This window comes from Candidatus Woesearchaeota archaeon, assembly GCA_016928155.1.
Lineage (GTDB): Archaea > Nanobdellota > Nanobdellia > Woesearchaeales > JAFGLG01 > JAFGLG01.
The window spans coordinates 61792-77359 of record JAFGLG010000009.1; the positions used below are offsets into that span (position 1 = coordinate 61792).

19 protein-coding genes are annotated in these 15568 nt (G+C 47.5%); all 19 read right to left on the minus strand.

Annotated elements, in window-relative coordinates:
• Nucleotides 1-25: 25 nt before the first annotated feature.
• Complete coding sequence (locus tag JW968_05315; protein MBN1386362.1) at nucleotides 26-2317, minus strand: M23 family metallopeptidase; 2292 nt, start codon at nucleotides 2315-2317, stop codon at nucleotides 26-28.
• On the minus strand, nucleotides 2307-2813 hold the full coding sequence (locus JW968_05320; GenBank protein MBN1386363.1) for a hypothetical protein: 507 nt from the start codon (nucleotides 2811-2813) through the stop codon (nucleotides 2307-2309). The genes JW968_05315 and JW968_05320 overlap by 11 nt, the downstream gene beginning before the upstream one ends.
• A 38-nt stretch (nucleotides 2814-2851) precedes the next feature.
• On the minus strand, nucleotides 2852-3385 hold the full coding sequence (locus JW968_05325) for a hypothetical protein (protein MBN1386364.1): 534 nt from the start codon (nucleotides 3383-3385) through the stop codon (nucleotides 2852-2854).
• Complete coding sequence (locus JW968_05330; protein MBN1386365.1) at nucleotides 3385-4260, minus strand: N-acetylmuramoyl-L-alanine amidase; 876 nt, start codon at nucleotides 4258-4260, stop codon at nucleotides 3385-3387. Before JW968_05330 ends, JW968_05325 begins: the two co-directional genes overlap by 1 nt.
• Nucleotides 4257-4601: a hypothetical protein gene (locus tag JW968_05335; GenBank protein ID MBN1386366.1), complete on the minus strand. Its 345-nt coding sequence runs from the start codon at nucleotides 4599-4601 to the stop codon at nucleotides 4257-4259. The genes JW968_05330 and JW968_05335 overlap by 4 nt, the downstream gene beginning before the upstream one ends.
• 53 nt (nucleotides 4602-4654) lie before the next feature.
• Nucleotides 4655-5293, minus strand: a complete 639-nt coding sequence (locus tag JW968_05340) for a hypothetical protein (protein MBN1386367.1) — start codon at nucleotides 5291-5293, stop codon at nucleotides 4655-4657.
• A gap of 4 nt (nucleotides 5294-5297) precedes the next feature.
• Nucleotides 5298-5486, minus strand: a complete 189-nt coding sequence (locus JW968_05345) for a hypothetical protein (GenBank protein ID MBN1386368.1) — start codon at nucleotides 5484-5486, stop codon at nucleotides 5298-5300.
• Between the two features lie 4 nt (nucleotides 5487-5490).
• The gene (locus tag JW968_05350) at nucleotides 5491-5808 is read right to left on the minus strand and encodes a hypothetical protein (GenBank protein ID MBN1386369.1); all 318 of its coding nucleotides are present in this window, start codon (nucleotides 5806-5808) and stop codon (nucleotides 5491-5493) included.
• A gap of 24 nt (nucleotides 5809-5832) precedes the next feature.
• A complete protein-coding gene (locus tag JW968_05355; GenBank protein MBN1386370.1) occupies nucleotides 5833-6102 on the minus strand; it encodes a hypothetical protein in 270 nt (89 codons plus the stop codon).
• A gap of 24 nt (nucleotides 6103-6126) precedes the next feature.
• Complete coding sequence (locus JW968_05360; GenBank protein ID MBN1386371.1) at nucleotides 6127-6414, minus strand: hypothetical protein; 288 nt, start codon at nucleotides 6412-6414, stop codon at nucleotides 6127-6129.
• 198 nt (nucleotides 6415-6612) lie between these two features.
• On the minus strand, nucleotides 6613-7200 hold the full coding sequence (locus JW968_05365) for a hypothetical protein (protein MBN1386372.1): 588 nt from the start codon (nucleotides 7198-7200) through the stop codon (nucleotides 6613-6615).
• Entirely contained in the window at nucleotides 7197-7349 is a 153-nt protein-coding gene (locus JW968_05370; protein MBN1386373.1) for a hypothetical protein, read from the minus strand. Before JW968_05370 ends, JW968_05365 begins: the two co-directional genes overlap by 4 nt.
• Nucleotides 7350-7404: 55 nt before the next feature.
• Nucleotides 7405-8337, minus strand: a complete 933-nt coding sequence (locus JW968_05375; GenBank protein MBN1386374.1) for a hypothetical protein — start codon at nucleotides 8335-8337, stop codon at nucleotides 7405-7407.
• On the minus strand, nucleotides 8319-9215 hold the full coding sequence (locus JW968_05380; GenBank protein ID MBN1386375.1) for a hypothetical protein: 897 nt from the start codon (nucleotides 9213-9215) through the stop codon (nucleotides 8319-8321). Before JW968_05380 ends, JW968_05375 begins: the two co-directional genes overlap by 19 nt.
• An 11-nt stretch (nucleotides 9216-9226) precedes the next feature.
• Nucleotides 9227-9730, minus strand: coding sequence for a hypothetical protein (locus tag JW968_05385; GenBank protein MBN1386376.1), 504 nt, complete (start codon nucleotides 9728-9730; stop codon nucleotides 9227-9229).
• A gap of 9 nt (nucleotides 9731-9739) precedes the next feature.
• A complete protein-coding gene (locus tag JW968_05390; GenBank protein ID MBN1386377.1) occupies nucleotides 9740-10231 on the minus strand; it encodes a hypothetical protein in 492 nt (163 codons plus the stop codon).
• Between the two features lie 10 nt (nucleotides 10232-10241).
• A complete protein-coding gene (locus JW968_05395; GenBank protein MBN1386378.1) occupies nucleotides 10242-11294 on the minus strand; it encodes a hypothetical protein in 1053 nt (350 codons plus the stop codon).
• Nucleotides 11295-11297: 3 nt separating this feature from the next.
• Nucleotides 11298-11819, minus strand: coding sequence for a hypothetical protein (locus JW968_05400; protein MBN1386379.1), 522 nt, complete (start codon nucleotides 11817-11819; stop codon nucleotides 11298-11300).
• Nucleotides 11816-15565, minus strand: a complete 3750-nt coding sequence (locus tag JW968_05405; GenBank protein ID MBN1386380.1) for a hypothetical protein — start codon at nucleotides 15563-15565, stop codon at nucleotides 11816-11818. Before JW968_05405 ends, JW968_05400 begins: the two co-directional genes overlap by 4 nt.
• Between the last annotated feature and the right edge of the window lie 3 nt (nucleotides 15566-15568).

Genomic DNA, 15568 nt, shown 5'->3' on the forward strand with positions numbered 1-15568 from the left:
GATTACTCAGAAAGAGTCAACAAAGTCACGGTGAAAGCTCATCATCAATGCTCCTTCCGGGCTTTGGAGGGCCATTGTCAAGCACATTGCCAGAGAAATCCTTTGCACCTACATAGAAATAATAATCCTTATCAAACATCGAAGAAGCCGGATCATCCGAATCCTCCAGGCTGTCCAGAATATAGACGAACTGCTTCCTGTCAAGCAGATAATACAGCTTTCCCCTCTGGATATCCATATAATCCTCTCCCGGATTCCTGACAAGATAAAGGGTCTTTCCGCCAGACTGGGTCTGGGATGCAAAGTCTATATCATTGAGGATGAAATCAGGCCTGTTCGGATCGACATCAGAAAACCACATGCTGTAGACATCATCAATCCTGGAGGGATAATGATGCACACCATAGAACTTCACATCAGATGAAGCAGACTTATTCCACTGCACAACAACAGATGATGATGCCTTAGGAAGATCAAAGACCCAAAAATCAAAAGCAGAAGGAGTTGAGTTATCCAGTATGTCCAATGCGAATCTTATTGTGACATTGCGTCCGGCAGTAGAATTCTCAAAATCATCAAACACCCTGAATGACTTATCCTGCACAGCACACACCCTTATGGTGCGGTTCTGATACTCGCACTGAGGAAGATTCAGTGATGCGAAACCTGCAGCATCTGTATAATACAGCAAGCCGTCCTTCCTGAAAAGATAGAGCTTATCTGACCCGAATGATGAATCACCTGCAGAGATGGTGAATGAACCCCCCTTTAGCAACCCATACCTGGAAAAGACAAAGGAAAGAGTGGCATTTGGCGTGCTGAAATAATTCCCGGCATAAAAGAAATTAAGGCTGATGTTCGGGGCGGAGACATATGAATAATCCTTGAGGCCATCAATGAAATATTCTGTGCCATCATCAGCTGTCCTGTTGACAATGATCACCATAGGCCAGTCCTTGTCGCCTGCAAAATCATCCCGATAATCAAGCTCGAACTCGCAGGTGCAGTTGTCATTAAAGGAGCTCCTGCACAGAGAATGCTTCTCGACTATGTCGAAATAGGCCTTCCTGATATTCTTAGAGCAGTCAAGCTCCCAAGTCAAGCCTTCTGGGGAGAAAGAATTCAAAGCCTCAATCTTCTCCTCTGCACAGGCCTTCACATCATCCTCATCCATGCACTCCCTGAACTTCCCCAGACTTGCATAGACCTTCTCATACACACCAAGATCATAATCGACTTCAGTGCGGAAATTAGGCTTCACCGAATACTGGGCAAATGATGAGAAAGAGGATGATGCAGAAGAAGACTGCGCAGAGGAATCCAGACCAAGAACCTGCCTCGGATTTATCCATTCGCCGTTCACATGGACACCGAAGTGCAGATGAGGCTGGCCCTTGGGAAGACCGCATGCAGAAGGAAGTCTGCAACCATCCCTGCATCCTGCAGTCAGGCCAGTATATCCTATGATGTCGCTGGCCCTCACGCTCTTCCCGACAGCAATGCCCGGCGCATACCTGCTGAGATGGGCATAAAAGTAAAGCACACCATTACCATCAACCATCTTTATCATGTCACCGGCTGCACCACGACATCCCATATCCACAATCTGGCCGTCTGCAACAGCAAAAACAGGTGTGCCGACTGCTGCCCTGAAATCGATGCCCTCATGCCTGCCTGTATAAGGCCTGCCCTGGCTGTCATACCTCTGCCTCGGCCTGCCGAACTCGCTCGTGACAATAAGCTCCTGAAGAGGAGGATGCTCCAGTGAACCAGCGCCGGCGGAATCCCAGAGACCTACACCTATGAGCCTTGAAGAGAATCCCAGAACACCCAATGAACCTAACTGCTTCAGCAGGACATCATAACTATCAACAGGCAGAACACCGCCAGGGAATGAGAGCATGTAATAATCCATGTTCCTGTTAAAAATTCTTGAATATGAACGGGCAAGATGATCCTGAGGCCTGCACCCCTCATCCCATATGGAATACTGATAGCTTGAACCGCAATCCTGTGAATAGATGCCACCATACTGCCCTAAGTCATAAACAGACTTCTCGGCAGACAGGGAGGCTGAGCTGTCCACATAGAACAGGATATCCTCGCCCTCAGCATACATTGAGAGCAGGCCCATCTGCTTCTCACCAAGGAAGCGATCACGGGTCAAGGCCTTGTATTTCAGATTCAGGCTGATACCTGTGTAGACGACAAAAATTATCATTATGAAAAGTATGGTGATAGGATAGACCACAGTCCCTCTCTTTCCCGTAACAATTCCCCTTCCTGATACCCTTCCTGCCAACATCTTAACAATCATATATACAAAGCATGTATAACCTCACATTAACAGGGTCCCCCCTATCAGCAGAAGGAAGCCAGACAGACTGGGAAGCACCCGGGAACATCCCTTCAGCCAATGCTGTTGATGACAGCCTGCCACCCTGATAAAAAATCACATTCTCACCCCCGGAAACAGAGAGGTACCATTGCTTATTCGGAAGCCCATATCTCTCCAATATCGGGGAAACAAAACCCTCAGACCTATCGAAATCACCCTCTTCCATATCCAAGATTATCAAATCTGCAAAAGCCATGCTCTCGCCATCAACCTCCACAGGGCTCCTCAGCAGATTCAAAAGGAAAGTGTTCGCATAAGGCACTTCCGAAATCCTGCTCTCAATATTCTGCTCAGAAGGACCGCTGCATCCTTTCGAGAGAACCAGCACAGACAGAAACAACACTATCACAAGAACAAATATCATATATACAAAAACATCTGTAAAAATATCAGGGATGGTCCCCTTCCTATCCATATTCCATGATCCTCTGCGAAAATCCCTCATCTTCCTCCTCATTGCGCATTCGGCGTAAGCACACTAAAAACAATCCTTCCATCATGCATGCCTGATTCATCCATGTAGAGAATGTATCTCTTCTCGCGGTGCTCAGTGATACCCCCTTTCCCTGGAACCCTCAAATCAGCCATGGGAGACCACCGGTCATACCAAAGCCTGTTGAAATAAGCTGACTTGAGCTCAGCACCAATATCATCATAAAGCGTGACTTTTGCGGCAATCAACTGATTGCGGCCTGGATTCAATGATCGGTTGATCTTGTAATCATCCAGAGAGTTCTTGACAACAATGCCTGGATAGACACGATCTATAGAACCATCATAGAGGGATATCCCAGTCTTTGAATAGAGCATCCTGTTCACAAGTATATCTGATTCTGCTGCCTGGGTATTTATGTTCTTTATCACAAAAAAACCAATAATGACCATAACAGAGATGACAGCAAAGATCGTGAAGATGAGCCTGAAGACCTGAAGCCACATATCAAACACTTCCTGCCCTTTCCTATCTGCCAGCATCCTGATCCCCATCAGCCGAATGCCCCCTTAAAACCATCCATCAACGCCTTGCCGACTGTGCCGGGCTCGCCGAAGATGTCGTCCGGCTCAAAAGCCTCCAGAGTCTTAAGATTGCCTATCTCAATGTAGAGACCCATCTTCTCATTGCCTATGAGGCCATACTCGAGAGGAAACAAATCCTTATCGAGCCTGACCAAAGAGACACCATCAACATAAAGCTCCTCTGAAAGGGAATTCAGGATATGGCAGGCAAGGACCTCTGACTTATCAGCCTCTGAATTGTTGACATAATAGATCCGGATACTGCTCTCCTCACTCTGATAATAACCGACATGCAATGTCAGGATGACATTTGAGACCTGCACATGGGCCAGCCTCTCGTTCAAGGTCATCTCATCGCCAGCAGGCAGATCATTCTCAGTAGACCTCGTGAACCTCAGATCAAATGAAGGGTTCTGGGCCTTAATGGATGCAGCGACCATCCTGACGAACTCTGATTCATTGACCCCGCCGACAGAATATCCTGTATCAGAGCCTCCATGAGCCGGATCCACAAGCACCCTCAGGGATGAAAGAGATGCCGGGATCTGATCGCCGCAGGGAAGAGCAAGAAGATTCGTGCTGACATCCTTCCCTCCGATCTCAATCTTAGAGCCCTTCCTCACAAACCTAATGAAAGGTGTCTTGCCGACACTTGAATCATCAAAATCCAGCCCGACAGACATGTCCCTGATGTATGGATAGACGATCTGCCTGGAATCAATCCCTGTCTCTGCGAATGTGAAATAATAAAGCGAGAAAAGCACAAACATATATGCGAAGATAAGGATAAGCCACACCAGGACTTTCCACTGCATTTCACCGTCCCTGAACATGACAGGCCTCATTTCAGGACACCTCCCAACCTATCAGAGAATGTCTGGCCAGTGCCTGCAATCACAGAGACCTTCTCATCATCCACAGTCACATTGAAGCCATAAGAAGATATGTTAAGGGGGTAATCATACACCACATAACCGGGAGCTGCATAAAGGGTGTTGATGAGCAAGGCAATATCCCTTGAGATATAATTCTGCTCAAAATCATCCCCTGTGACCAAAGAATTGACACCATAGAACATCGGGAAAAAAACTGCAAGGGCAAGGACAAACTGGATTATTATGAATATCACATCCCATATAACCTCACCTCTCCTGCCAGACCTTGTGCCCATATCCATCACAACCATAACCAATAAAAGCAATATTATGTGCAATATTTAAATTATTTATGCAAACAGGGCTAAGAATCAGCAGAATCCGGGGCTAAAACCGCACAATTCGTGATCTCTTCAGTGAAATCAGTCCTGTAACCGGCAACAACCTTATCTGGGGCAGTCTTGTTAATAATCAGCTTGGCGACACCGACATCACCACCGAAAAAGCCCTCTTCCCCATAAAGGACAAAACCAGGATAATCCTCTTCAAACCTTCCCAGATACAAGCCATCAAAATGCGGATCATCTGCAGGATAACAATGATTCCACTCCCGGCAGTCATCACCCTCCACATCGCCAAAACCGCCATGACAGATGCAGATACAGGCCTTGTATCCGCAGACCTCTGGCTTGAATATCTTATCATCGACAAACCACCCTGCTGTCTCCTTGACAAAAGCCTCTTGGGCAGGAAATCCCACAATCGCAAAATCAGGCTGGATATAGAACGGGATCTCACATACTGCCTTGTCAGAACCAAGCAGAAAGATGATGCCATCACCAAGCTTCTGAAGGGACTCATCAGTGCCCTGCTCAGAGACCGGAACAAAAATCCTGTAGATATCATAGCCAAGAGGTATCAGCACAAACACCAGCACAGCAAGGAAGATAGCAAGACCGATAATTGTCCTAAGGGTATCAGTCAGGGCGCCTTTCCTGTCCATTTTATCATCCGAAAAGATCCTTCAGGGCGCCGGATGCATTCTTAGAAGTCTGGTTAATCATAGGCCCAACAGTGTCATGACCCATGCCCTTGAGCAGGAAAGCGAAGATGAACCACAGGATGACAGCTGCAACAACAGCTATCAGGATGTACTTGATGATGGTCTCCAGAGTCATGTCTGCTTTCTTGTCCATCATTTTAGCCTGTACTGAAGCAGCAGACCTGGTTGCTTGTGCAGTCAATCCAGTCATATGTCTCGGGCGAAGTGATACCAAGATCCTGCGGAGGCTGGATATTACATCCACCAGGTATGGTGTTCATGTCTGCCCTATTCACACACCTGCCCTTGTTCGCCATGCAGACCTTGGCCTTTGCCTGTCCAGTTGTCTCATCTGTCCCTTCACCAAACTGACCGAGCCGTCCGCTGAAGATGATGACCAGCACAATGAGAACAACCAGTGCAATCGCCGCAATTATGATGACATTCATCGAAAGTTCAGCACCTTTCCTCTCCATTTTATTCCTCCAAATCTTTCATGATCATGACTGACCGCCCTTGTCAGCGCCTGTGGGATTTGTAATGTTGATGCAGCATCTCTGCTTGTCAGGGCAGTCGCCTGCATAGATGGATATCTCGCCTGCAAAACAACCAGACCTGCACTGCCCATTCTTGGCAGAACAGCTTGAGATCTCCTCACGGAAAATACCAGTGCTGTTGGTGAATATTATTATAAGGACAATCAGCACAATGAGCAGAATCGCAGCTATGATAATCGTCTGCATCGTCATCTCAACGCCTTTTGATCCCATGGACATCACAAATCAAAAGAAAAATCATTCAGGCTGCACACAGCACTTGATAGTCGGATCGACCTTGCCGTCTGCACCCATGCACTTCCAAAGAGGATATGCTGTCGGGAAATTCTGCACAGATGATCCAGGATCGCCGCAAGACTCACCCGGATAAGCGCACTTGCCGCCCTTATTCTCACAATCATTCAGCTGCTGGCCTGTCTGCCCCATCCTACCAAGAAATATGATGGACAATATGACAAGCACAAGAAGAGCAATGGCTGCAATGACAATAACATTAAGAGAAATTCCCTGACCTTTCTTCAGCATGCGATTCACCTCAATTTTTTAATGAATAATCCTGAACCAAACAATCCAAAACCAACAGTCTCAGACTGTTATACCAATAAATATCCTGATGCTGTTTAGGGCTATACTGGTATTTAAATGTTTTGGTGATTTCAACTCGAGAATTCTTGGGTTATAGAGGCTGAGAAGCCTGAATAAAAGGTTTCCATCATCCGAATCTCATTTCTCAAAACCGATCACTGACCTGCCCGGATTAAGAGCAAGATTGCCAGAACATGATATAACCGGAGGATTTGCCGGATCCATCTCAAACCTTATGGTGTATTCTGCATCACCTTTGTACCAAGAAGATTCCTCAAAACCACTGACAATTATCCTTGAGACATCACCTTCCTTCCCATTGCTGCAAGAAGGAGAGCATGCTGCAGGGAAAGAAGTGTCTCTCACCTCACCCTTGAAGACCTTTATCATCGACTCCACTTTTGGACAGTCAACCAGCTTATCAAGCTCAATAGCGACAATCTCACCATCAAGATTGGGGCCTCCGACAGGGAGGCTCTCAGTATAAGCGACGACATCAAGCTGGCTGGACTGGTCAGCAGCATCATAAGCACCAACAATATTCACATACCTGTCAGACCCTGCTTCTGAAGGACCTTTGAAAATATTGGAGATATACTGAACAAGATCATCAATCGCCCCCCTTATACCTTTATTATTTATGTGAACAACCACCCCAATGACAATTATTAAAACCACCATAAACATAATTTTCTTCAGACCCTGGCCTTTTTTCTTGAATCTCATCTGAACCTCAGGGCATTAGAGATGCCTTCCCACAATGACTGGATAGTGCCACGCAGAATACCCATCACAATCAGGACTATCAATGCAACTGCTATGACCAGTATCCAGATCAAGACAATCTTCTCAGCACCCTTTTTTCCTAATGCCATCCCAACACCTTCATCAACCATGATTTATTTAGTTTCTGCTTTCAAACACCCAATATCAATCATGCTTATAAACCTTCAGGCCCTCTGAAGCCTTGCCCTCAAGGAAAGTGCAATTGATGAAATTCTTATTCTCCACAGGAGTAAGCATGATACCAGCATCCCAGGCAGTGCTTGTGGGAGAGCCCACGACATAACCAATGGCTGTGCCAGCAGTACCTCCCCCTAAAGAGATCAAACCAACAGAAGAAATGGTCAGAGGGATGCCTATCTCAGCAAACACCCCTGTTGCAGTAAGCACAAATCCTGCTGCCAAACCAATGCCGCCGCCTATATACGCAGAAGCAGGCTTGCCCATATAACCCTCTTTTGCCATGACAAAGACAACTGCGAGCGGATTCTCTGTGGATATCATGTCATAATCAGCCATGGACGGATCAGGCTTCTGCTCAAAGCCCCTGTCAGAGCCTGATGACCCATAAAAATACTCAAAATATGTCTGGTTCCTCGTCAGTGAAGGGATCCTCTCTGACATCAGGAATCCTGAAAAATCATGCAGGGTCGTCTTCTTCCCGAAAGTGAGCTCAGAGCATATGACGCAGTAAGCCTCATCCTCGACATCAAAGATAGGCAGGGTGCCCTGCCAGTACTGGTCATAGCAGTCGTACATCATATCTGCAATCTCACTCTTGATCTTATCATCAGAGGTCTGCCCTATCTCCTTATAGTCTGTGCTGCATTTTATCTCGACGACATTTCCGAAAGCATCGCTAAGATCAGTGCCGGCCAGACGCAGCCTCTTGGAATTCTCGAACACAGAATTCCTGCAGATCTCCTTCTTGATTATCCCTTCAGAGTCCCTCTTCAGCTGATACTCGTGCCTGATGAATATCACAGCAAAGATTATCATAAGTATCAGCATCATTACCAGGCTCAAAGGCGCTGAAACACCTTTCCTCCTTCCCCTTCCGATCAATAAAGCCTTGAACATTGTGTGATGAACTCATCATTCGATCTTACCAAAACAATTGCAGGGAGTATCTCCCCCTGGAACTCATGCTTCGCATGCCCTGCAGCACCACCACTCACTGCACCGATGACCCCACCAATCACGCCTCCGGCAGCGCACCCAATGTGGCCTCCCCAAAGGGCATAGACACAGCCAGTCGCTGCGCCGGCAGCAGCACCTGCAGCACCAACCTTGGCAATATTCACCCACCAGGAATTCTTGAAGGCATAATAGACCAGGGTATAATCCTGGGCAAGATCCAGGTCAAAGGTCTGTGTGGGCTCGAAATCCTGGCCGAAAATCATCTCTGAATAGCTCTTCTCCCCGTCCCCTGACTTGATATGATGGTCATTCAGGAACTGCTGATAATCGACTATCTTGGGGACACCCATGTCCTTAGGAACATTCTCATCAAATTTCAGTTCTGTAAGTATCATGCAACGGAAATCCTCCTTGAACTCGCCAAATGGGCTAAGCTCCAATGCATAGGCCCAATTGGCCATCTCAGCAGCCAGAGCAAACTGAAGAGTCTCCTTCTTCTCATCCATAGAGCCCTCCATCTTCTCAATCCTCTTGAACTCCCCATCCTTCATGATGTAAATACCGCCATCCATGACCTTCATATACCTTGTCGGGCACTCAATCCTCTGCTCATGCTCCAAAACACCTCCCATAGTTGCCGCATACTTCTTGGCGACAGAAGCCCTGCAGATCTCGCGCCACTTGATTTCATCGTTAACTGTCTTGATCACCTCGGCAGTGATCACAGATGCGATGAAAAAGAAAAAAAACACCAAAACGACCTTCATCAATACGCTCGGATCCTCAAATCCCCCCCTGCGGCATAATCTCCTTACCATAAAACAGCACCTCATGAACAGATATCAAGCCTTATTATCATTGTCCCCTTCTCTGTGGGAAGAGGGAATGTCTCTGACTGGCGCTGGGTCATGCCTTCGCACTCACCATTCTGCTGTACAAAGTAAACATTATCATTCAGAGAGACAGTGAACAGATACTGCTTCTTCCATGTGTTGAGAGTCTGGTTGAATACATCATTGAATATCATGTCCAGCTGCTCCTGGGAAGACCTGTCAGGGCAGACAATCTGCCGGGAGGTCACATAATCCTGCAAGAGCTCTGTCACATCCGTGCCCCTGCAACCAGTGGATGTCTTCAACAGCGAATTGAGCATGTTAGAGGCCATCTGGGTGTGGGTGAATGTCGCCTTAGAAGTGGAAGGCTTCTCAAGGATGACAAACTTGACCACAAAAAGCATGCCGAGACTGACAAGTATCACAATGACTGCCAAACCGAGGATCTCCATCTGGCCTTTCCTTGACCTTCCCGCCTTTGCCTTTCTCATCGATACCATGCCTCTTCTCTACCTCTTGAACACAGTTATATCAAGATAACCGAACGAATAAGCATCCTCCTTGGGATCATACAACGAGAGAGGGAACTGGGTGCGCCACCCGCCAAGACCGCGGGAAGACTGGCGTTCATAAATGTTCCAGCTCCTGTTCTCCGGATACACCTCATGCACAGTAATATTGCTATAGCCAAAATAATCATAGTAATAAAAGCTGCTCTCTGGATCCGAGAGCAATACAGACAATGCCTCAAGCTTCAGTATATCAAAGCATGCATCTGTGATTATATTGTTAGAGCTGCACTGGAACTCCGGCATGAAAGAAGTCCTCTGGGATATCTCGATAGACTCCTTGACAAAATTCTCCTCTTTCTCGACCTGGATATTTGTCTTCTGGATGCTGGTGAAGAAGACAATCCCGAAGATGAGCAGCATGAAGAAAATTATGAGTATGGCAATGTTCTCCCCCATCTTGAGCTGGGCTTTCGCATACATCTTCTTCATCGACATCATCTCAATACAGCAAAGGGCATGAGTACAGCTGGGCCTGATCATTGTTGTTCTTCATCGCGGTATACATGCCTTTTATCCTATCCATAGCATCCTCATTGAAGCCATCGACCCCGACAACCAATGATGGATTGTAATATATCAGGCAATTCTGGTTGCCTGACTGGGCAAAAGACCTGAGCTCAACTATCCTCTGGCGGTATACATCACCCACATGATTAAGGCGCTCCATGACCTGATCCATATTGCAATTATAAGACTCGGGATCCTCTGAAAACAACACGGCAAGCAAACCCGCCTTCCCGAAAAATGGGACAATCTCTGTCTCTACGAAAGTATCGGACACTGAGCTGAAAAACTTGGCTGAGCCAGAAACATCAAGTGTCGTGCCTGAGGGTATATCAACACGGACTGCAGTCACATCATACCCCTGGAAAGACTCGTGAAGGGGAGACGGGTTCGCATTGAAAAATATGAACCTGGATTTATAATAGTTATTATTGATGACAGAAGGGACCTGCTCAAGAGGCACCACCACCTTGTCAAGATTATTAGGCAAAGTCGCGTTCAGGAGAGATGCCAGCCTGAAATCCCTTGACTCCTCACCACCAGAATAGGCTATCACATATTTCATCTCAGGAGAAGCCACATACAGCAGATTGGTGACACGGAAAGGGACATTGAAGTCATAGCTCCAGATCACCATCTGTCTCCCCTTTATGCGACCTGGAGCAAAAATAGCCTTGTCTCCATAAGACTTGGTGACATCACCAATCCTGTAAAGGCAGTTGCAGTCACTGCAGGAGAAGCTGATATCTACATTCGGTATCTCCAGCAGATGGCTTGTCCTTGTGCTGACCTTTGAACCTGAAAGTATCGCCTCAAAATCAGAGAGCAGTGTGCCGGCAAGCTTTATCTCAGACGAAGCCTTCTGCTTATAGACGATAGAAAGGAAAAACACAAGGATCACAGCGCCGACGACAAGCACAAAAATCCAGTTGAACTGGAGCTCAATCACACCCTTCTTCCCGCCCCCGAGACCTTTTTTCCTCTTCATTGCCTACCTCACCCTGGACACGACTGCACCATCTCCGAAACCCTCTATCCTGAGATAGATCTTACCCTGGACAATCGCAGTGCAGAAAAAATAATCCTGCACCCCCATCTTATCTATGTGCACAGACTGCTTCATGTCATCATCCACCAGAAAGACATTCTCGCTGGCACCATATGCACCGGTGCCGAGGCTGTCCTGTATAAGCGGAAAAGATGAGGCCGCAGATGCAGCCAGCTGACGCTTGGCATTGTCTGAAGTGTCAGCAAAGCATACAAGACGGTATCCTGCAGGGACATTCATCGGGTCATTCTCGTTATACACTTTTATAGACCCATAATCCATGGCCACCCGGTCCATCACATTCTGAAGATTTGTCTGGAACTTTATTATAGAGACCTCACCGATATCCTTGTTGAGGCCCCTGACTGCCTTGTATCCGTATATCAATATCATTGAAACAAGCACAATAGCGACCAGATAGATGAATATCTGGCCTTCAATCTGACCTTTTTTCCTTCGTCTCATTTTTTCCTACCCTTCTTCTTCCCTACAATATCCTCAAGCAATGCCAGGTCATCATCTGAACCCTTCCCTTCTGTCATCTCATCAAGCTTGGCCAGCGCATCTTCCTTAGCAGCAAGCTTCTTGGAAAGCCTGTCAAGATCCTCCAATGCATCCTGGCTCACAATGCCCTTCGATGCGATATGCTCACCATATTTCTCATGAAGATCGGCAAGATCCCCAAGGGATCCCCTTATGGAATCGGCAGAGACCTTCTCATCCTTCTTGGCAATGCTGGAAAGCCTGCTGAATATGCTCTCGGAAGGCAACTTCCCGAGCTTCTTATCCCCTTTCCTGATTTTCTCAATCTGGGCAAAAATATCCTCGGCCTTTATCTGAGAAGGCTTCTTCTCCACGACTTCACCTGAAATCTCCGAAAGCTCATCAAATATCCCCCTGCTGACAAGCTTCTTTGTTATCTCCTCTTTCTCAATCTCCTGGGCCGACACTTCCTTCTTCCTTATCTTCAAAAGACCGCCGACACCCTCCTTAAGGTCAGACAATGAGAAAAACTCCATCTTGCCTTCAGGCTTCCTGATGTCCTCAGCCACCTCAAGCTTCTTCCTCTTGGCCTCATCCTTTGAGATGCCCTTGAGATCCTTCATCTTCGATTCCGCAGATGTCCTCAGCTTCTCAAGCTTCTCAATATCCTTCACAGACAGCTCCTCCCCCTCAGACACCGGACCCTCACTGGGCTTGCCAGCAACCTGGTCCTCGGCAAACCTGTCGAATACAGCAGACCTTGTCCTGCTCTTCGCAGACCTCTTCTCATCCAGGCGCTGCCTCAGCATCTCCTGCCTCCTCTTCAGATCATCCATCTTCTTCTTCTCAGCCTCGGACACATCAGGCTTCCTCCTGAAAACCTGAAAACCGGAAGGCTGAGCAGCAGTACCCGGTCTCGAAGGCTGGCCAGGATAAGAAGGCTGGCCCTTAACAGACGGCTGCATGGGCAGACCTTTCTTCGGGCTTATCATGTCCTTCAGATACCGGTCATACAATATGTAGCCGCCCACACCAAGAGCCAAAAGAAGCAATATCCACAGCCACACAAGAGAAACCTTGGGGTGATCCTCAGGATCCGTCGGATCGGTGCCTTCGTCCATCTCCTCACCATCAGGATACTTATCCCCGTCAGTGTCAGGATTCTGAGGATCAGAGCTCCTGCTCCACTGCCTCTTGACATCTGAATACTCCTGAAGATTGGTCAAACCATCATTGTCCGGATCCTCGCCGGCATCATTGACCTCCGGGTCCAGGCCGTTCTGGGATTCCCAGGCATCATCCATCAGATCCCCGTCCTTATCGGAATCACACTCGTCGCCGATCCCGTCGCCATCCAGATCCGACTGGTCAGGATTATAATCATCAGGGCAGTTATCCTCTGAATTCAGGATACCATCGTCATCCCGGTCCTTGTTCTCCACAGGCTCGCCGCAATAACCATCTGCGCAGTTGCCTGACTGGCAATCGGAATTCACAACACAAGTCTGGTTGAGACCGCATTTCTGCATGCACAGCCCGCCGCCGCAATCCATATCTGTCTCATCCTGATCCTTGATGCCGTTATTGCACAGGTCTATATAATCCTCGCAGAGATAAGTGCTGGCATCACAGAATCCGGTCATGCAATCCCTGTTCTGCAGACACATCCTGCCATTCGCGCAGGCGGTGCAAAGCGCCCCCCCGCAATCCACATCAGTCTCTTCACCATCCTTGACAAGATTCGAACAGCTCCTATAAGGATTGAAAACACAGACATTCAGATCGCAAAGCAAAGACTGGCAATCAGAATTGACCAGACAAGAACCGCCGTCGGCGCATCCAGGACAGCTACCCCCGCAATCCACATCAGTCTCATCTCCGTCCTTCTTATTGTTGGCACATGTGAGACCTATATCCTTTATGTTGACAAGAACACCATCGCTGAAGCCCTCGCTGCTCCAAATGCCTGCCCTGTTCTTTGCAATAACCTTGATCCTGTAATTGGTGCTGTTCGTGAGATTGAGATCATCTATATAACCGCTGGTGGCAGTGAACCACGCGGGCTTACCGACAGCGGACTCCTCACCATAATTGCCGCTCCTGACCACAGTCACATTATAGCCGGCAATGCCTGATTCATTATCATATGACACCCAGCTGCCATAAATCCTGTCCTTGTAAGGGCTTTCCTGGGGATTCTCCACACCTATAACAGAATCATTCACGAGCGGATCCGAGGGCGGTGTTGTGTCAACATAAAAGACCATGGTGCTGTTTACCACGACAATCTCGGCACCTGTGAAAGTGCACATGAAAACATACTGGTTCCTGCCCTCGACAAATGATTCGGATATGCTCACATGATCCATGCCGACAATCCCGAAAGTGCCGCTGGTACGAAGCGTGGTGAAAGATGGCCCATAATGGCATTTAGCATTCTTGTTCGTCGAGATGTTAAGCTTGCCACTCATCTCAGATATATATGCATTATGTCCCGGATAGTTCATGGTTATCCTGTTTGGACGCCTGGTCTCTGTCCTTATGGTGACAGTCTGTGGTACCGAGACCAGACCTGCAGTGTTCTTGCATGCCACAATAATATTATAGGTGGTATTGTCCTCAAGATTAGTGAGATTCCTCTTCGGGGTCGTCGAGAAGGCGAGCAGGGAATCCTCATCAAACCTGTCAAAGGTGTGATTCATCAAGGAATACACAGAAACTGAAGGATCATATCTGCATATTACAGGCTCATCTGCCCTGGCAGACAGAACTGAATTCAGGGGATAGCTCAGGATCTCGCTCGGCATGGCCTTGAGCTCAAGGATGACCGGGGGGGAAGTATCGACCTGCAATGTATATGTCATCGAACGGTTGTCTCCGAAGACATCACGGCAGAAAATATGTAAACTAAAAGGCTCGCCTTCGGGAAGACTGACATCCTCCAGGATATGCTCAGTATCATTGGTGGAATCAAATGGGAAATAATGGGTTCGGACCTCAAAGTTGTAGCCGCACTCTGCGATATCATCTGTGGTCAACAACACATCAAACACAGTGGAGTTCGCCCATCCGAACCTCGGCCTGACAAGTGTTATCACAGTGGGATAAGCATTGACAGAGAAAGAAGACTGCCTGGTGAGGACATTGCCAGCATAATCCGCGACCTCGACAGAGAGTGATTTCCTCCCGTCCTTGATATCAATCCTCGCCAAGTAGGTCATATTATCCGAAGAAGAGAACCTGTTGGTTATGTCAGACTCTGTCCCAGTAAGCAAATCACGCATGGCCACCTTCCTCAGATTCACACCCTCATTGAAAACGAGCTTAAAATCAACTATGCTCTTATTCAGGGTCTTCCCATCCAGCGGCACCATGCTTACCAGTTCCGGCGGGGTCAGGTCGACGATAAAATCAAAGAACACATCATCCTCCATGAAATTCTGGCTCTGGTCCTTCGCCTGCGCCTCAAATATGTAATAACCGACCGCATAACTTGACCTCGGAGCAACTTCCAGGAGAGTGATATAGGGATTGACCGTGGTCTTCTTCTTTATATCCACATCATAAACCATGCCGCTCTCATGCGCCAAGGCATATTCTGTTATCGTGACACCCGGCTCATCAAACTTTAGGAATATTGGCTGCCAAACATCATTCGTATACTGAAGAGGATATGCAAGAGGCACTGCAACTAGAAAAAACAGGAATGCAATCAATGTGACTTCCATGCG

Excerpts from the sequence above, each read along its gene's own strand:
- JW968_05315 (MBN1386362.1), bottom strand. The coding sequence starts at position 2,317 with ATGATTGTTAAGATGTTGGCAGGAAGGGTATCAGGAAGGGGAATTGTT.
- JW968_05320 (MBN1386363.1), bottom strand. The coding sequence starts at position 2,813 with ATGGATAGGAAGGGGACCATCCCTGATATTTTTACAGATGTTTTTGTA.
- JW968_05325 (MBN1386364.1), bottom strand. The coding sequence starts at position 3,385 with ATGGGGATCAGGATGCTGGCAGATAGGAAAGGGCAGGAAGTGTTTGAT.
- JW968_05330 (MBN1386365.1), bottom strand. The coding sequence starts at position 4,260 with ATGAGGCCTGTCATGTTCAGGGACGGTGAAATGCAGTGGAAAGTCCTG.
- JW968_05335 (MBN1386366.1), bottom strand. The coding sequence starts at position 4,601 with ATGGTTGTGATGGATATGGGCACAAGGTCTGGCAGGAGAGGTGAGGTT.
- JW968_05340 (MBN1386367.1), bottom strand. The coding sequence starts at position 5,293 with ATGGACAGGAAAGGCGCCCTGACTGATACCCTTAGGACAATTATCGGT.
- JW968_05345 (MBN1386368.1), bottom strand. The coding sequence starts at position 5,486 with ATGGACAAGAAAGCAGACATGACTCTGGAGACCATCATCAAGTACATC.
- JW968_05350 (MBN1386369.1), bottom strand. The coding sequence starts at position 5,808 with ATGGAGAGGAAAGGTGCTGAACTTTCGATGAATGTCATCATAATTGCG.
- JW968_05355 (MBN1386370.1), bottom strand. The coding sequence starts at position 6,102 with ATGGGATCAAAAGGCGTTGAGATGACGATGCAGACGATTATCATAGCT.
- JW968_05360 (MBN1386371.1), bottom strand. The coding sequence starts at position 6,414 with ATGCTGAAGAAAGGTCAGGGAATTTCTCTTAATGTTATTGTCATTGCA.
- JW968_05365 (MBN1386372.1), bottom strand. The coding sequence starts at position 7,200 with ATGAGATTCAAGAAAAAAGGCCAGGGTCTGAAGAAAATTATGTTTATG.
- JW968_05370 (MBN1386373.1), bottom strand. The coding sequence starts at position 7,349 with ATGGCATTAGGAAAAAAGGGTGCTGAGAAGATTGTCTTGATCTGGATA.
- JW968_05375 (MBN1386374.1), bottom strand. The coding sequence starts at position 8,337 with ATGTTCAAGGCTTTATTGATCGGAAGGGGAAGGAGGAAAGGTGTTTCA.
- JW968_05380 (MBN1386375.1), bottom strand. The coding sequence starts at position 9,215 with ATGGTAAGGAGATTATGCCGCAGGGGGGGATTTGAGGATCCGAGCGTA.
- JW968_05385 (MBN1386376.1), bottom strand. The coding sequence starts at position 9,730 with ATGGTATCGATGAGAAAGGCAAAGGCGGGAAGGTCAAGGAAAGGCCAG.
- JW968_05390 (MBN1386377.1), bottom strand. The coding sequence starts at position 10,231 with ATGAAGAAGATGTATGCGAAAGCCCAGCTCAAGATGGGGGAGAACATT.
- JW968_05395 (MBN1386378.1), bottom strand. The coding sequence starts at position 11,294 with ATGAAGAGGAAAAAAGGTCTCGGGGGCGGGAAGAAGGGTGTGATTGAG.
- JW968_05400 (MBN1386379.1), bottom strand. The coding sequence starts at position 11,819 with ATGAGACGAAGGAAAAAAGGTCAGATTGAAGGCCAGATATTCATCTAT.
- JW968_05405 (MBN1386380.1), bottom strand. The coding sequence starts at position 15,565 with ATGGAAGTCACATTGATTGCATTCCTGTTTTTTCTAGTTGCAGTGCCT.